Origin of the sequence: Vibrio sp. Vb1729 (assembly GCF_033338655.1) — a bacterium.
GTDB lineage: Bacteria > Pseudomonadota > Gammaproteobacteria > Enterobacterales > Vibrionaceae > Vibrio > Vibrio alginolyticus.
Map to the genome: position 1 here is coordinate 34,087 of NZ_JAWOTB010000016.1, position 17,599 is coordinate 51,685.

The following is a 17,599-nucleotide window of genomic DNA, read 5'->3' on the forward strand; positions in this document are numbered from 1 at the left end:
AGTCTGGTATTTTTGTTGTTCGACATACAAGGATTTATGCTCATGTCTCAAGCTCCCCAGGCCAAATATCGTAAAGATTATAAAGAGCCATCTCATGCGATTACTGATATCGATCTTACTTTTGATCTATATGACAATGACACAATCGTTACGGCGGTATCAAAAGTTGCTCAAAAAGGCGATACAACAACGCTAGAACTCGATGGCGAAGGACTTGAGCTACACGCTGTAAAAGTAAATGGTGAGGATTGGGCTCATCACGAGGTGAAGGAGTCGTCGCTGGTACTGACCGATCTTCCATCCGAGTTTGAACTTGAAATCGTCACCAAAATTGATCCTGAAGCGAATACAGCACTCGAAGGTTTGTACAAATCAGGCGGCGCATTTTGTACTCAGTGTGAGGCTGAGGGCTTCCGCCGTATCACGTACTATCTAGACCGTCCGGATGTTCTAGCAAAATACACAACAAAAGTGATCGCAGATAAAGCGGTTTATCCATATTTGCTGAGCAATGGTAACCGAATTGCAGAAGGCGATGCAGAGAACGGTCGTCACTGGGTTCAATGGCAGGATCCGCATCCAAAACCAGCTTACTTGTTCGCCCTTGTTGCAGGCGACTTTGATGTATTGCGTGACAAATATACAACGATGTCAGGTCGCAGTGTTGATTTAGAAATCTTTGTTGATAAAGGTAACTTAGATCGTGCAGGTCATGCGATGACATCGCTGATCAACTCGATGAAGTGGGATGAGGAACGCTTTGGCATGGAATACGATCTGGATATTTACATGATCGTTGCTGTTGATTTCTTCAACATGGGTGCAATGGAAAACAAAGGCTTGAACATTTTTAACTCAAAATATGTTCTGGCGAACGATCAAACTGCGACAGATCGTGACTATTTAGGTATCGAAGCTGTGATCGGTCATGAGTACTTCCACAACTGGACTGGCAACCGTGTCACTTGTCGTGACTGGTTCCAACTAAGTCTAAAAGAAGGCTTAACCGTATTCCGTGACCAAGAATTCTCTTCTGACTTAGGTTCTCGTGCTGATAACCGTATTGATAACGTACGTATTATTCGTGGTCCTCAATTTGCGGAAGATGCAAGCCCAATGTCTCACCCGATTCGTCCTGACAAAGTCATTGAGATGAATAACTTCTACACGCTAACGGTCTATGAAAAGGGCAGCGAAGTTATTCGCATGTACCATACACTCCTTGGCGAAGAGGGCTTCCAAAAAGGAATGAAACTTTATTTTGAACGTCACGATGGTACCGCCGCGACGTGTGAAGACTTTGTTTCTGCAATGGAAGATGCCACCGGTGTTGATTTAAAACAGTTCCGTTTGTGGTACAGCCAATCGGGTACACCAACGCTACGCGTAAATAGCGAATACAACGCTGATGCAAAAACTTACGCACTAACGGTAGAGCAATTTACGGAGCCGACGCAAGACCAAGCAGAAAAACAAGCGCTGCATATCCCGTTCGATATCGAGTTGTATGATTCGAAAGGTCAAGTTATCCCACTGATGAGTAACGGTGAATTTGTTCATAACGTGCTGGATATTAAACAAGATAAGCAAACGTTCGTATTTGAAAATGTCGAAGAACAGCCAGTGCCATCTTTGTTGCGTGAATTCTCGGCACCAGTCAAATTAGAATACGATTACAGCGATGACGAGTTAGTCTTCTTGATGAAGCATGCAACGAACGATTTTGCTCGATGGGACGCTAGCCAAATGCTATTGGCTAAATACATTCGTCAGAATGTGAAAAACGTTCAAGCGGGACAAGAAGTATCGCTTTCTGAAGGTGTGATAGATGCTTTCCGCGGTGTGCTGTTGGATGAAACGCTTGAGCCAGCTTTCATTGCTCAAGTTTTCTCTATGCCTTCAATCAATGAGATTACTGGTTGGTACCAACAAATTGATATCGATGCCGTAGACAAAGTGCTAAACAGCATTACAGTGTCACTTTCTAAGGAATTAGAAGATGAGCTAAGTGCGACTTATCACACGCTTAAGCAAACAGAGTATACGATCGACCATGCTGCTATTGGCAAGCGTGCTTTACGTAACCGTTGCCTACAATACCTAGCACATACGGCAAAAGGTAATGATTTAGTCAACGCACAATACGCATCTGCAAATAACATGACAGATACGATTGCTGCGATGAGTGCTGCAAATAACGCTCAGCTCGAGTGTCGTGAAGCACTTATGGCTGATTACAGCGATAAATGGAAGCACGATGGTTTGGTTATGGATAAGTGGTTTGCACTGCAAGGTAGCAATCCTGCAGAGGATGCTCTTGAAAAAGTAAAAGCAACCATGAACCACGAAGCATTTAGTTTGAAAAATCCGAACCGTACGCGCAGCTTAGTTGGCTCGTTCTTAAGTGCGAACCCTGTACGTTTCCATGATAAATCCGGTGTAGGTTACCAGTTTGCCGGTGAAATTCTTCGCCAACTAAATGATTCGAACCCACAAGTAGCTTCTCGAATGATTGATCCTTTACTTAAGTTCCGTAAATACGATGAAGCTCGCCAAGCAATGATTCGTGCAGAACTTGAAAAGCTCAAAGCAATGGATAATCTTGCTAAAGATCTATTCGAAAAAGTGACTAAAGCACTAGACGAATAGTAAACAACACAATAGGGTGGTCATTAAGGCCACCTTATTTGTTTATGTCACTTAGTTTTCACTTCATGAACTATTACTACTTCAATCTCAACATTTCATATCAAACGTTTTTATCTCATTATTCTGGTGCGGCAAGTGTTGTTCAAGTTGTCACACACAACGGTTTGCGTTTACAGTTACCCGCCGCGAGATTTAGACCATTTCTTAGTCAATTGGGCGTTAGAGGCCAGTTTAGACTAACAACTGACCAAAATAATAAGTTTCTTAAGTTAGAAACTCTGTGATGTATTGTATTTGCAGAGAGTTAAATAGGAATCTTAGTCACAGAATCGGACATTTCACCTCTTACCACTACGATTAGTTGTTAAACATTTGTAATTATGCTTTTACAATGGGCACATGCATTACCTATGCTTAGTTTCTAAGGTAACAACCTAGCTACTAAGTCCCCCTACAAAACAACAATTCTAATGTGGAGTGTGAATATGACCGCGCGTGAAAATGTAGTGCCGGTTCTGCTTGAAAAGGTTTACCAACTGATTCAAGACAAACTCGAGCTTTCTCACCAAACGCTTGTAACTAAACTTGCTCAACACTTATTCAGTAACATTGCTGATGATGATCTAATTCAGCGAAACGAATCCGACCTTTATGGTGCTGTCGTTAGCCTTTGGCACCATATCAATGAAAAAAAACCAGAAGAGATTTCGGTTCGAGTATTTAACCCGACCGTAAGTCGTCAAGGCTGGCAATCCACACACACAATCGTAGAAATTGTTGTTCCAGATAGTCCATTCTTAGTGGACTCAGTCAAAATGGCTTTAGCACGTTTGGATCTTGTTTGTCACCTAATGTTGAATAACCCAACACAGATTCAGCGTGATAAAAAAGGCCAAGTTACAGACGTAAACGGTGAGGGTGGTGTTCTTCAATCACTTTTCCACATAGAGGTAGACCGCCTTACTAGTAAAGACGAGATGCAAGCGCTTAAAGAAGAGCTGTTAAGAATTCTATCTGATACTCGCTTAGTCGTTGATGACTGGAAGCAGATGGTTGATAAGCTTAAGTTTGTTACTGATGAACTTGAGAAAAATAAAGATCGTGTTTCTATCCAAACTGATCGTATGGATGAAACGATCGCATTTCTTCGTTGGCTAGAAGATCATAACTTTACCTTTATGGGTTATAAAGATTATGACTTAAAAGAGGTCAATGGTGATACCGAACTTGTTCCTGCTAAAGAAAAAGGACTAGGTCTGTTTGCTGATGACAAGCGCGTGCGTAGCGTCAAGCTCTCTGAATTATCAGATTCAGCGCGATTAGAAGCGAAAAAACCATACGCTCTGATCATCACCAAAGGTAACAAAGCATCTCGTATCCACCGTCCGGCTTATACTGATTACATCGGTATTAAAAAGTTTGATGAAAACGGTAAAGTAATAGGTGAGCATCGCTTTACTGGTTTATATACCTCCGCCGTTTACAACCAAGCGGTACAAAGTATTCCTCTGATCCGTGAAAAAGTTGACCGTATCCTTGAAGCAAGTGGATACCGCCACGGATCATACTCATACAAAGCATTGCACAATATCTTAGAAAACTACCCACGCGACGAGTTGCTTCAAGCTAATGAAGAAGAGCTGCTTGAGGTGGGAATGGGTGTTGTACAAATGCAAGATCGTGACTTGCTGCGTTTGTTTGTTCGTAAAGACCCATTTGGTCGTTTCTTCAGTTGCATGGTTTATGTCACTAAAGATCGTTACAACACAGAATTGCGTCGTCAAACTCAACGCATTCTTAAGCAGTACTTTGGTTGCGAGCAAGAGGTTGAATTTACAACGTACTTCTCAGAAAGCCCACTAGCGAGAACACATTACATTGTTCGTGTAGACAATAACAACATTGACGTAGACGTGAAAAAGATCGAGCAAAATCTAATGGAAGTTTCTACCTCTTGGGATGACAGACTAAAAGAATCCATCATTGCTAACTTTGGTGAAAGTAAAGGCCTTCCTCTTTCAAAAGAATATATGAGTGCGTTCCCTCGCTCATACAAAGAGGACATGATGCCAGGTTCTGCGGTTGCAGATATCGAGCGCTTAGAAGCGTTAAGTGATGATAATAAACTTGGTATGTTGTTCTACCGACCTCAAGAAGAGGGAGCAGATTCCAAAGCTGTCCGCTTAAAGTTATATCATCGCGATGAACCAATTCACCTTTCTGACGTAATGCCGATGTTGGAAAACCTTGGTTTGCGTGTGATTGGCGAATCGCCATATGAGATCGAGAAAAACAACGGTCAGACCTTCTGGATCCTTGACTTCTCTATGCTGCATAAGAGCGAGAAAACCGTTGACCTTCGTGAAGCTCGTGATCGTTTCCAACAAGCATTTGCTGCCATTTGGGCGGGTAATCTTGAAAGTGATGGTTTCAACCGATTGTTATTAGGTGCGTCTTTATCTGGCCGTGAGATTTCCATTCTTCGCGCTTACGCACGATACATGCGCCAAGTCGGCTTCCCATTCAGTCAGCAGTACATCGAAGACACGCTAAGCCACTACCCAGACTTAGCGACAGGTCTAGTCAAGCTGTTCACCAAGCGATTTGATCCGAAACACAAAGGCAGCGAGAAAGGCCAAAACGATCTAATTAAAAAGCTAACAGAGCAGTTGGATCGTGTAGAGAGCTTGGATGATGATCGTATTATTCGTCGTTATATCGAAATGATCATGGCGACGCTTCGTACCAACTACTACCAAGTAGACGAGAATAAGCAGCCTAAGCCTTGGTTATCTTTGAAAATGAAGCCAAGCGATATTCCTGAGATTCCGCAGCCTGTACCTGCATTCGAGATCTTTGTTTACGCACCAGATATTGAAGGTGTTCACCTTCGTGGTGGAAAAGTGGCTCGTGGTGGTTTGCGTTGGTCAGATCGTCAAGAAGACTTCCGTACGGAGATTCTTGGCTTAGTGAAAGCGCAACAGGTTAAGAACACTGTAATTGTACCAGTGGGTGCAAAAGGCGGCTTCGTTTGTAAACGCCAGCCATCTCTCACCAGTCGTGATGAAATTTTTGCGGAAGGTCAGCGTTGTTACAAACGCTTTATCCGTGCACTGCTTGATGTGTCAGATAACATCATTGAAGGAGAGGTGGTACCACCACAAAACGTTGTTCGTCACGATGAAGATGACCCATATCTAGTAGTGGCTGCCGATAAAGGCACAGCAACCTTCTCAGATTTGGCAAACTCTGTTTCTGCAGAATACAACTTCTGGCTAGGTGACGCATTCGCTTCAGGTGGTTCAAACGGTTACGATCACAAAGCAATGGGAATCACCGCAAAAGGTGGTTGGGAATCTGTTAAACGTCACTTCCGTGAAATGGGCATCAACTGTCAGACCACTGATTTTACTGCAATCGGTGTAGGTGATATGGCAGGTGACGTGTTCGGTAACGGTATGCTGTTATCGAAGCATATTCGATTGCAAGCTGCGTTTAACCACATGCACATCTTTATTGATCCAAATCCAGATTCAGCCAGCAGCTGGGAAGAGCGTAACCGCTTGTTTAATTTGCCAAGATCAAGCTGGGAAGATTACAACAAAGACTTGATCTCTCAAGGTGGTGGCATCTTCTCTCGTCGATCAAAATCGATCCAGTTGACGCCAGAAATTCAGAAAATGTTAGGTACGAAGAAAGCATCTTTAGCGCCTAACGATCTGATAAAGATGATCTTGAAAATGAAAGTCGATCTTCTTTGGAACGGTGGTATCGGCACTTACGTTAAATCATCGACAGAAACTCATACAGATGTTGGTGACCGTGCTAACGACATGCTGCGCATTGACGGCCGTGACTTAAGAGCCAAAGTGGTTGGCGAAGGTGGTAACTTGGGTATGACTCAGCTTGGTCGTATCGAATACGCACTAACTGGCGGTCGAGTGAACACGGACTTCGTTGATAACGTAGGTGGCGTTGACTGTTCGGATAATGAAGTCAACATCAAGATCTTCCTCAATGGACTGGTTTCAAATGGCGATCTTACGGTTAAGCAACGTAACCAAATTCTAGAGTCTATGGAAGACGAAGTGGGTGAAATTGTCTTGGATGATGCTTACCGTCAGTCGGAGTCGATCTCTGTTACTGAACAGCAAGGTGTTGGCATTGTTAAGGAGCAAATTCGATTCATCCACACTATGGAGAAAGCAGGGTACTTGGACCGTGCTCTCGAATACATTCCTGATGATGAAACGCTAATCGAGCGTGAAAAACAGGGACTAGGTCTGACTCGCCCTGAGCTATCAGTGTTAGTTGCCTACGGTAAAATGGTACTTAAACAGCAACTTGTTACGGATGAAATCGCAAATGATGAATTCCATGCAAAACAACTTGTTGAATATTTCCCAAGTGCGTTACGACGTAACTATAAAGATCAAATGGTTAATCACCCACTGCGAGCTGAAATTATCGCTACAGCATTGGCTAACCAGATGGTTAATGAAATGGGCTGTAACTTCGTTACTCGTTTGCAAGAAGAAACTGGTGCAAGTGTTGTCGATATTGCCAACGCTTACAGTGCGGCTAGAGAAATCTTTGATTTAGAAGAAATCCTCAAGCAAACTCGCAAACTTGATAACGTTGCGACAGCGCAAGCTCAATACGAAATTATGTTTTACGTGCGCCGAGCACTGCGTCGAATTGCACGCTGGTTGCTTCGTAACCGTAGCGGCAAATGCACGGTCGGTGAGTTGATTGCTATCTACAAGCAAGATGTCAATGTTATCACTGAAACCCTAGACACTATGTTAGTTGAGTCTGAAGTTGAAGAACACAATGAGTTGGCTCAAGGTTGGATAGAGAAAGGGGTTGAAGAGAAACTCGCTCACCAAGTTGCCCGCTTATCAAGCTTACAATCTGCACTGGATATTTCATCAGTAGCAAGTGAAACAGGTAAAACGGTTGAGCAAGCATCGAAACTCTACTTTAACTTGGGTGACCGTTTATCGTTGCATTGGTTCTTGAAGCAAATTAATAGCCAAGCCGTTGATAACAACTGGCAAGCACTTGCAAGAGCGGCATTCCGTGAAGATCTGGACTGGCAACAACGTCAACTTACCGCTCAGGTACTGACTTGTGGCTGCTCAACCGAAGAGCTTGACGTGATGGCTGCGTTAGAAGATTGGATTGAAACTAACGAGCAATCGTTGCACCGCTGGGAGAGTATCTTAAACGAGTTCAAAGTTGGCTCAGTACACGAATTTGCTAAGTTCTCTGTAGCACTTCGAGAGCTAGTACTTTTAAACCTCAACTGCTCATCGAAAGAGTAGTGGAATAATCAAGTCATAAGTAAAAGCCTCGTTATTTAACGGGGCTTTTTATTATCTATTATTCACATTTGGAAAGAAAATAGTTACATTGTCACATTGAGTTGAAATTAAAACAGAGTGAAATCGATTGCTTTTAAGCGGTTAGTTACGATTTTTATCGCAGAAACTTGATTGTAATTGTTTGTTTTATATTTGAAAATCTTATAAAGATATAGGTTTTTACTTATTACGTTCATTTTCATTGAATTACGATGAAAAACGGTAAATAATATTGTCCCGTTTATACGGGGCTTTTTTCTTTCGGAGGCACAATGCTTTACCGTCTAGCCAGAACTGGCTTTTTCCAACTCGATGCCGAGAAGGCACATGATCTTGCAATCAAGAACTTCCAACGCTTTAACGGCACACCACTTGATCTCTTTTACCGCCAACAGTTACCAACTCGTCCAGTTGAGTGTATGGGTCTAACATTCCGTAACCCTGTTGGTCTTGCGGCTGGTTTAGATAAAAACGGCGAATGTATTGAAGCATTTGATGCCATGGGCTTTGGCTTTGTCGAAGTCGGCACTGTAACGCCACGACCACAACCAGGTAATGATAAACCACGCTTATTCCGTTTAGTGGAAGCAGAGGGGATCATCAACCGCATGGGCTTTAATAACCTAGGCGTTGATAATTTGATCGAGAATGTTAAACGAGCAAAATTCAATTGTGTTCTCGGAATTAATATCGGTAAAAATAAAGATACGCCAATTGAAAAAGGGGCAGAGGACTACCTGATTTGTATGGAAAAAGTGTATGAGTATGCTGGCTATATTGCAGTAAACATCTCATCGCCAAACACTCCAGGTCTTCGTTCACTTCAATATGGTGAAGCGCTTGATGAACTGCTTTCCGAATTAAAAGCGAAACAAGCGGAGTTATCAGAGAAGTACAACAAGTATGTCCCGTTAGCATTAAAGATTGCGCCAGATTTAAGTGACGATGAAATCTGCCAAATCTGCGATTCTTTATTGAAAAACAATATAGATGGTGTGATCGCGACTAACACAACTTTGGATCGCACGATCGTAGAAGGGATGAAACACGCCAATGAGGCAGGTGGCTTGAGTGGTCGCCCTGTGCAATCACGCTCTACGGAGGTCGTACGTAAGCTTCATGAAGAGCTTGGAGACAAACTTCCAATTATCGGTGTTGGTGGTGTAGATTCCTATGTTGCAGCCAAAGAAAAGATCATGGCAGGCGCTAAACTTGTTCAAGTCTACACTGGCTTTATTTACCACGGCCCAGGTCTCGTACGTGATATCGTTAAGAATCTTTAACATATACATCAAAAACTACTGAAAAATCAGTACCTGTTACATAAAAAAGAGGACTTTGTTTCCTCTTTTTTTTTATCCGTTCGTTTGTAGAATTTAAAAATCACGAGTAGGTAATTAAGCGTCTTACCTCTTTACCACTGATTTAACTAGTCAAGAGAGAACGGAATAATGCTTAAACCCAGCGACAAATGGAATTGGTATTTTGACGAGCAAAAAGCTTGCTTAATGCTGGATCTGGGGGAGGAAATGATTTTCCAAACCAATCTATCCCGAAAATTGTTGGTTAACTGTGCCTTCTCAAACAGTGAATTTACCGTTGATGACGCCAGCGCATTTCAAACGTTTAATGAGCGCATTCGCTGTCTCGATATCAGTGAATATCGCCAAGCTGAATTAACACTGTATTGTGTTGCTGCAAAGCGTTTTCATAAACCTGTACAGCCTAAGAGCTGGTTCTTCGATGCACAGTCCTCTGATTATGAACCTCAAGAAGGGGACATGGTCTTTCTCACAAATCAATATTCTGATGGTATGTTCATCGTTCTAGAACCAGGCGAAACATCGAGCTTATGTGCTTATGTTAACCAAGAAGCCTTTGTTCTTGATGGCAATAAGGCGCTTCAATTTGGGCAGCCGATTAAAGTAATGCATGATCGCATGGCTTGTGCAAACCACCTCTTTGCAATGACCCCTATGGCAATGGTGGGTTAAAGCTGTTTAATTTTTCTTTATTTCGTTCCTTTGTTTGCCTTAATCGACCTTAGTGGGTCGATTTTTTTTGTCCTTTCCTCTGACACTCCAATCCGAAATACCATGAAACTGTTTGTTTTCTATGCATGCAAACATGAAGCTGGTCACTTTTATTTTACTTATTTCAATTTGATTACTCCTTTAACTAGGCAACCTAGCGCCTAAAACAACCCTATTTATTCCCCTATAAAGGGTATTTGTAAGTAATTTACATCAATCAATCCACACTGGTATATACCAAAATGAGCATAAATAAGTATTCACTTCTTCTAAAGGAAACAAAATACGTTCATGAATGAAAAACATTCAAACTAAAGATGTTGAAAGTTTTAGATCATTTGAGTGGTGATGATTTGAACTAACGGGTGGGAAAATACCTTTAAAAACGAGGCATTGATCGTAAAGTCAGGTATAATTGAAGCCATTTTTTATCAGCGAAAGAACACTATGAATCAATATCTCGCGGTAACTTCAAATGGCATGGAAAATTTGCTTGTTGAAGAACTGACTAAACTAGGCATTGAAAATGCGAAACCAGTACAGGCAGGCGTAAAATTTAAAGCGACAAACGAACAGGTTTATCGCTGTTGTTTGTGGAGCCGTTTAGCGTCTCGATTTGTACGTGTTTTATCTGAGTTCACGTGTAACAACGACATGGACTTGTATCTATCCACTTCCACTATTAACTGGGTTAACCAATTTCATAGCTCTAAACGCTTTGTTGTGGACTTTAACGGCACAAACCGTGAGATTAGAAATAGCCAATACGGGGCTATGAAGGTCAAAGATGGCATCGTAGATTGCTTTGAGAATAAAGGCTTGCCACGTCCTAATATCAGCAAAGAACGCCCAGATATTCGTATTCACGTTCGTTTGCATAAAGATAAAGCGTTGCTTGGGGTAGACATGGTAGGTAGTGGTCTTCATCAGCGTGGTTATCGACCAGAATCGGGTCGTGCGCCATTACGTGAAACGCTTGCTTCTGCGATTATCATGCGTTGTGGCTGGGATGGGCATCAACCATTACTCGATCCAATGTGTGGTTCTGGTACTTTGCTTATTGAAGCGGCAATGATGGCAGCCAACATGGCACCTGGCGTTAAGCGCAAACAATGGGGCTTCGAAGTTTTGGAAGACTTTGAACCGGAGACCTGGGCTGAGATTAAATCAGAGGCTAATGTTCAAGCTAGACGAGGTGTCAAGAAAGTTGACGCTAAGTTTTTTGGATTCGATAACGACCCCAAAGTATTAAAAGTCGCTCAAGAAAACGCCCGCAGAGCAGGTGTTGAAGAGTTGATTGAGTTTGCGCAAGGTGATGCTGCAACTATTACTCGTCCCGCAGGATTTGAACACGGTGTTATCGTTTCAAACCCACCTTACGGTGAGCGTCTAGGAACTGAGCCGGGGCTGATTGCGCTCTATACCGCATTCGGTGGACAGCTAAAATCTGAGTTTGGCGGATGTAAAGCATCTATCTTCTCTAGCTCAGACGAGCTCTTGAGTTGCCTTCGTATGCGCGCTGATAAACAGTTTAAATTGAACAATGGTGCGTTACCGTGTCACCAAAAGAACTACAGCATTGCCGAGCGCAGCGCTGATGAAGTGAAAGGTGCAGATACTAACGTTCAAATCGCACCAGACTTCTCAAACCGTTTGAAGAAAAACATTGGCAAGATTGGCAAGTGGGCGCGTAAAGAGAAACTAGACTGCTATCGTATCTACGATGCAGACCTTCCAGAATACAACGTAGCGATCGACGTGTACGGCGATCAAATTGTGATTCAAGAGTACGCAGCACCTAAGAACATCCCTGAAGAAAAAGCCAAGCGTCGTCTAACGGACATTATCCGTGCGACGATTCAGGTGACCGGTGTCGAAGCGAACAAAGTTGTACTGAAAGTTCGTGAGAAGCAGAAAGGTCGAAGCCAGTACCAAAAATTAGGTCAGGTATCAGAGACGCTCGAAGTAAACGAGTACGGTGTGAAGCTGATCGTGAACCTTCATGACTACCTAGACACAGGCCTGTTCTTGGATCATAAGATCACTCGTCGTCGTCTTGGCGAAATGGCACAGGGTAAAGATTTCCTTAACTTGTTTGCTTACACTGGTAGTGCAACAGTGCACGCTGCAGTTGGTGGTGCGCGTTCCACTACAACTGTCGATATGTCAAACACCTACTTGAACTGGGCGAAAGACAATATGCAGCTTAATGGCTGTGTAGGGCGCCAACATAAATATGAACAAGCGGACTGTTTGCAATGGCTAGAAAACGCAAAAGGTGAGTACGACTTGATCTTTATTGACCCACCTACGTTCTCTAACTCTAAGCGTATGGAAACATCATTCGATGTACAACGTGACCACATTAAGCTAATGAAGAACCTCAAACGTTTACTGAGAAGTGAAGGCACAATCGTATTTTCAAATAACAAACGTCACTTCAAGATGGATGAAGAATCACTCGCTGAATTGGGTTTGAAGGCTCAGAATATTTCTTCTCAAACGTTACCATTAGATTTTGCGCGTAATAAACAGATTCATAACTGTTGGCTAGTAACGCACGCGTAGTATAAACAAAAGGATTAATACGTGCTGATATTGTATAGCACGGAGGGATGCCATCTTTGTGAGATGGCATTTGCTCTAGTAGACCAAGTCGGTTTGGCCGAGCAAACAGATATCATTGATATTGCGTTCGATGATGTACTATTTTCTCGTTACGGCGTCACAATACCCGTATTAAAATATCAAGATTCTGAGTTGAACTGGCCGTTTGACTTAGAACAACTCACACATTGGTTGGATAATAATGGCATTACTTACCATTCATAACGCACAACTTGCATTTGGTGACCACCCATTGCTAGACAAAGCGGAGTTCGCTCTTCAAGAAAACGAACGCGTTTGTTTAGTTGGTCGTAACGGAGCAGGTAAGTCCACGTTAATGAAAGTGCTTGCCGGCGACATTTTGTTGGATGATGGCAAGATTCAAATAACTCAAGACGTAGTAGTTTCTCGGCTTGAACAAGATCCACCGCGCAATCAAGAGGGTACGGTTTACGAATACGTATCTGGCGGTTTGGCTGAAATCGGCGAACAATTGAAGATCTATCACGATCTTCTCGATCTTGTTGCTCAAGACCCAAGTGAGAAGAACATTAACCGTTTGGCGAAAGTTCAAGAGCAACTTGATCATTCTAACGCTTGGCGCTTTGATGACCGTGTTAAGAACGTACTTGGCGCTTTAAAACTAAGCCCAGAAACCAAACTGACCGATCTATCCGGTGGCTGGCAACGTAAAGCTGCTTTAGCTCGTGCGCTGGTTTGTGATCCTGATGTATTGCTTCTTGATGAGCCAACAAACCATCTCGATGTGACAACGATCGAATGGTTAGAGAACTTCTTAAAAGACTTCAAAGGCTCGATCATCTTTATTTCTCACGACCGTGCATTCATCAAGTCGATGGCGACACGCATCGTTGACTTAGATCGCGGTCAATTAGCTTCTTTCCCTGGTAATTACGAACAGTATTTGAATGACAAAGAAGAAATGCTTCGCGTCGAAGAAATGCAAAATGCTGAGTTCGATAAGAAACTAGCTCAGGAAGAAGTGTGGATTCGTCAAGGCATTAAAGCACGTCGTACTCGTAATGAAGGCCGTGTTCGAGCCCTTAAAAAACTTCGTGAAGAGCGTCGTGACCGTCGTGAAGTTCAAGGTAAAGTTAACCTAAACATCGATGATGCTTCTCGTTCAGGTAAGATTGTATTTGAAGCAGAAAATGTATCTTTTGCTTACGAAGGCAAGACAATTGTCGACGACTTTAGCTTTAACATCATGCGTGGTGACCGTATTGCACTTATCGGACCAAATGGCTGCGGTAAGAGTACGGTACTTAAATTGCTACTAGGGCAATTGGAAGCGCAGTCTGGTCGTTTACACTGCGGAACAAAATTAGAAGTCGCGTACTTTGATCAGTACCGAGAGATTTTGGATCCAGAAAAGACAGTGATCGATAACTTAGCGGATGGGAAACAAGAAGTAATGGTTGGGGGACGTCAGCGTCATGCGCTGAGTTATCTCCAAGACTTCTTATTTGCACCTAAGCGCGCCAGAACCCCGGTTAAGGCACTTTCCGGTGGTGAGAAAAACCGATTATTGCTAGCCCGTATCTTGTTGAAACCAAACAACTTACTTATTCTTGATGAACCAACTAACGATTTGGATATCGAAACGTTGGAACTTTTAGAAGAAATGCTTGCCAATTATCAGGGTACATTATTGTTAGTGAGTCACGACCGTGAGTTCGTAGACAACACAGTAACAACCAGCTGGATTTTTGAGGGTAACGGTATAATCGAAGAGTTCGTTGGTGGTTATCATGATGCTAAACAGCAGCGTGACCAAGTTCTTGCTTCGCGCAGTCAGGTTGAAAAACCAACGAAGAAAGAGAAAGTGGTTGAGGAAACTCCCAAAACTACGCAACCTAAGAACAATTCGAAGAAGTTATCGTATAAGCTGCAAAGAGAATTAGAGGCTCTACCAGCTAAACTTGAACAATTAGAGTCGGATATCGAGAGCCTTCAGGAGCAAGTGAACGATCCAGAGTTCTTTGCTAAACCTGTAGAGCAAACTCAGCCGGTATTGGAACAGCTTGCTGCACTAGAGCAGGAGTTGGAAATCGCATTCGAGAGATGGGAAGAACTCGAAGCAATGCAACAGGATAGTTAAGAATTCAATGAATTGTAGTAATAAATTCAAATTGACCGCCATTGCAATGATGGTTGGTACCACAATGAACGCACAGGCGGCATTGTATCAAGTTGTTGAGGTTTCACCTCAGGATCATGGTTCAAACGGTGACTACCAAACGGCTTACGGGGTTGCAATTCAACAGGGCGATGCAGGTACAGATCCTTCAACAGGTTCACCTTTCGCTTTAGGCTGCTTTGATGCAGCAGCAAACTGCACGCCAGAGCAGTTTAAACTTGCAATGGAAACTCGCACTACGCCGATTTCAGCGACACAAGCCGTGGATGGGAACAGCTATCGTGAAGAAATCCCATTCGGATTAGACGCTGGCTTTTATTACATCCAAGAACTCAAAGACTTTGAGCGTTACTGTTACAACCAGCTTCGCTATTCCACCTGTGACTCATGGGCTTCAGTAAACTGGACGCCGTGGAATAAAGAACGTAGTAAAGACTTTACTTCTAATGCGTTAGCGTTCATAGAAGAAGATTCTGCTGCTTATAAAAATGAATATAACAATGTTATCAACCAGCTTACCGAGGGTGGTGCAGCTGTCGGTAATCAGAGTAAAGTTAGCACAGAAAATACTTCTACATTAGAAACACGAAATACCGTAGTTGCACCAGTAGAGCCAAATATTCTTACTGGCGATGGTGACGCAAGTGTTGTGCAAAGCCATGCTTGGAGCACAGACGGCAATTTTACTGTTGGCAGTGTTTCTCGAACAGCAAGCAATACCAATGGATCTCACCACACATCAAAAGCAGCGATTTGGGATCAAAGCGGAACCGTCAGTGAATTGGCTTGGCCTAGTGGCACATCTAAAGATGGAGAAAGGTTAGCTCAAGGGAGCATGCGTGACCTTGTCACTGATGGAACTACGGTCTATGGCGTAGGTTACAACACTTACAGTGATGATAACTACCTGAATGCGACTGTTTTTGTCGGAACTCTAGAAGCCGAAGGTAGCGTTGAAAACGCAACTTGGAAAAACAAAGTTGTTGTAGGAGCTAGACAGCGCGAGGGTGATGATACGGTTCATACAAACTCACGATTAACCGACGTTAACTCTAATTTTGTTGCTATTGGTGAAGCAAAACGTTCGGGCGGATACTTAATGCCAACGGGCTCTGCTCCGAATCGTCTCTTTATCGTAGATGATGTTCGTAAGGATTCTATTAGCGCTTTTTACCCAACTACTGGCATTTTCTTTAGCGGTGCGGGCGGTAAGATGGGCGGTATCAACTCTTACAATGAAATCGTCGGGCAACTTGATGCGGAAACGACTCGTGAAGACGATGGCAAGCCACGTCGTAAGCGCGGTTTTATCTATCCATATAGCGTAGGTGGCGAGACTAGTGAACGTGCTGCAACATTATTCAATGGAAAAGCTTGGTTCCTAGACAGTTTGACTAACGGCGGTGATTACTCTGAACAAAACAATCAGTTCCGTATTATCGACGCAACTGATATCAATGATGCAGGTGTGATCTCTGGTACTGCTATGAAATGTGCAGGTGGTTATAGTACAACAGCAAACAATGCGACATGTAGCTCTGAAGAGCAAATTGTAGCAGTCAAACTAGTACCTATTGCTGACGCAACTAAGGACGACATCGTATCTCGAAGCATTGACTCAACGACGACAGAGCGTCAAGGTGCAGGCCTTGGTTGGTTAGCTTTGACCATGCTTGGATTGTTTGGGTTCCGTAGAAAATAGTTAAAAATCGTCAGTAATTTTTAAATCAAGCAGAGGCTCACACATTTGAGTCTCTGCTTTTTTTATGCCTTGAGAAATTGCCTACTTTGATCGATTCTTATAAGTGGAGTCATAAAAACTCCATCAAAGTTTCACAATAACAGCTGTACGTTAGTAAATGGACCTGTATGAGGAATTAACTATGAAGAGACAAAAGCGTGATCGCCTAGAACGAGCTCAATCTCAAGGCTACAAAGCTGGATTGAATGGAAGGTCTCAAGAGGCTTGCCCATATCAACAAGTTGATGCTCGGTCGTATTGGTTAGGTGGTTGGCGTGATGCCAGAGATGAAAGACAATCTGGTCTCTACAAATAAACTCTCCACATACAAAAAAGAAGGATTCGAAAGGGCTCTACGGAGCCTTTTCTACATTATAGGTACATAGGGAAGTAGGTTAACACTCGATAACAAAAAGGCTCCTAAATAGGAGCCTTAATAAATCAATTAAAACCGTGATTAGAAGCTTGAAGTGTCTTGGAACAAGCCAACTTTCAAATCTTTTGCTACGTAGATTTCTTTGCCGTCTACACATACACGACCGTCAGCCAAACCCATCACAAGTTTACGGTTTACAACGCGTTTCATGTGGATTTCGTACGTCACTTTTTTCGCTGTTGGCAAGATCTGACCTGTAAACTTCACTTCGCCAACACCCAGAGCACGACCTTTTCCTTTGCCACCAACCCAGCCAAGGAAGAAACCAACAAGTTGCCACATCGCATCAAGGCCAAGACAACCCGGCATTACAGGGTCGCCAGGGAAGTGGCAGTCAAAGAACCACAAATCTGGAGTAATATCCAATTCCGCCAAGATCAAACCTTTACCAAAATCGCCTTCAGTCTCAGACATTTTAGTAACACGATCCATCATTAACATGTTTGGCGCAGGAAGCTGAGGGTAACCAGGCCCAAACAGTTCGCCTTGACTAGAAGCAAGTAGATCGTCACGGTTATAAGAATCACGTTTGTTTTGCATTATCAATTACTCCAATTTTTGATAGCTGCATCTTAGTGAACACGTGTACGCTAAACAACTCCGATC

Annotated in this window: 11 protein-coding genes; 10 read left to right on the forward strand and 1 reads right to left on the reverse strand. The window is 43.0% G+C overall.

Annotated elements, in window-relative coordinates; all coding sequences use genetic code 11:
• Positions 1-42: 42 nt before the first annotated feature.
• The 10 genes from pepN (at position 43) to rmf (ending at position 16,873) form a co-directional block, all read left to right on the forward strand.
• Positions 43-2,649 (forward strand): aminopeptidase N, encoded by a 2,607-nt coding sequence (pepN, locus tag R7E29_RS09925; protein ID WP_213906785.1) that lies wholly within the window; start codon positions 43-45, stop codon positions 2,647-2,649.
• 65 nt (positions 2,650-2,714) lie between these two features.
• Positions 2,715-2,933, forward strand: coding sequence for a DUF2835 domain-containing protein (locus R7E29_RS09930; RefSeq protein WP_005377440.1), 219 nt, complete (start codon positions 2,715-2,717; stop codon positions 2,931-2,933).
• A 201-nt stretch (positions 2,934-3,134) separates the two neighbouring features.
• The gene (locus R7E29_RS09935) at positions 3,135-7,976 is read left to right on the forward strand and encodes an NAD-glutamate dehydrogenase (protein ID WP_042522994.1); all 4,842 of its coding nucleotides are present in this window, start codon (positions 3,135-3,137) and stop codon (positions 7,974-7,976) included.
• Between the two features lie 311 nt (positions 7,977-8,287).
• Entirely contained in the window at positions 8,288-9,298 is a 1,011-nt protein-coding gene (gene pyrD / locus R7E29_RS09940; RefSeq protein WP_017634281.1) for a quinone-dependent dihydroorotate dehydrogenase, read from the forward strand.
• A 168-nt stretch (positions 9,299-9,466) separates the two neighbouring features.
• Positions 9,467-10,009 carry a cell division protein ZapC gene (locus R7E29_RS09945; protein ID WP_005377444.1) on the forward strand — a complete coding sequence of 181 codons (543 nt, stop codon included), beginning with the start codon at positions 9,467-9,469 and terminating at the stop codon, positions 10,007-10,009.
• 486 nt (positions 10,010-10,495) lie between these two features.
• On the forward strand, positions 10,496-12,616 hold the full coding sequence (gene rlmKL, locus R7E29_RS09950) for a bifunctional 23S rRNA (guanine(2069)-N(7))-methyltransferase RlmK/23S rRNA (guanine(2445)-N(2))-methyltransferase RlmL (RefSeq protein ID WP_053350765.1): 2,121 nt from the start codon (positions 10,496-10,498) through the stop codon (positions 12,614-12,616).
• Between the two features lie 21 nt (positions 12,617-12,637).
• Entirely contained in the window at positions 12,638-12,880 is a 243-nt protein-coding gene (locus R7E29_RS09955) for a glutaredoxin family protein (protein ID WP_017821808.1), read from the forward strand.
• Positions 12,858-14,777, forward strand: a complete 1,920-nt coding sequence (locus R7E29_RS09960; RefSeq protein WP_005377449.1) for an ABC transporter ATP-binding protein — start codon at positions 12,858-12,860, stop codon at positions 14,775-14,777. The genes R7E29_RS09955 and R7E29_RS09960 overlap by 23 nt, the downstream gene beginning before the upstream one ends.
• 7 nt (positions 14,778-14,784) lie before the next feature.
• Positions 14,785-16,518: a DUF3466 family protein gene (locus R7E29_RS09965; RefSeq protein ID WP_054576879.1), complete on the forward strand. Its 1,734-nt coding sequence runs from the start codon at positions 14,785-14,787 to the stop codon at positions 16,516-16,518.
• Between the two features lie 181 nt (positions 16,519-16,699).
• Positions 16,700-16,873, forward strand: coding sequence for a ribosome modulation factor (gene rmf / locus R7E29_RS09970; protein WP_005377453.1), 174 nt, complete (start codon positions 16,700-16,702; stop codon positions 16,871-16,873).
• Between the two features lie 141 nt (positions 16,874-17,014).
• Here the strand turns inward: rmf and fabA are convergent, their stop codons facing one another.
• Positions 17,015-17,533, reverse strand: a complete 519-nt coding sequence (gene fabA, locus R7E29_RS09975) for a bifunctional 3-hydroxydecanoyl-ACP dehydratase/trans-2-decenoyl-ACP isomerase (protein WP_005390081.1) — start codon at positions 17,531-17,533, stop codon at positions 17,015-17,017.
• Positions 17,534-17,599: the final 66 nt, after the last annotated feature.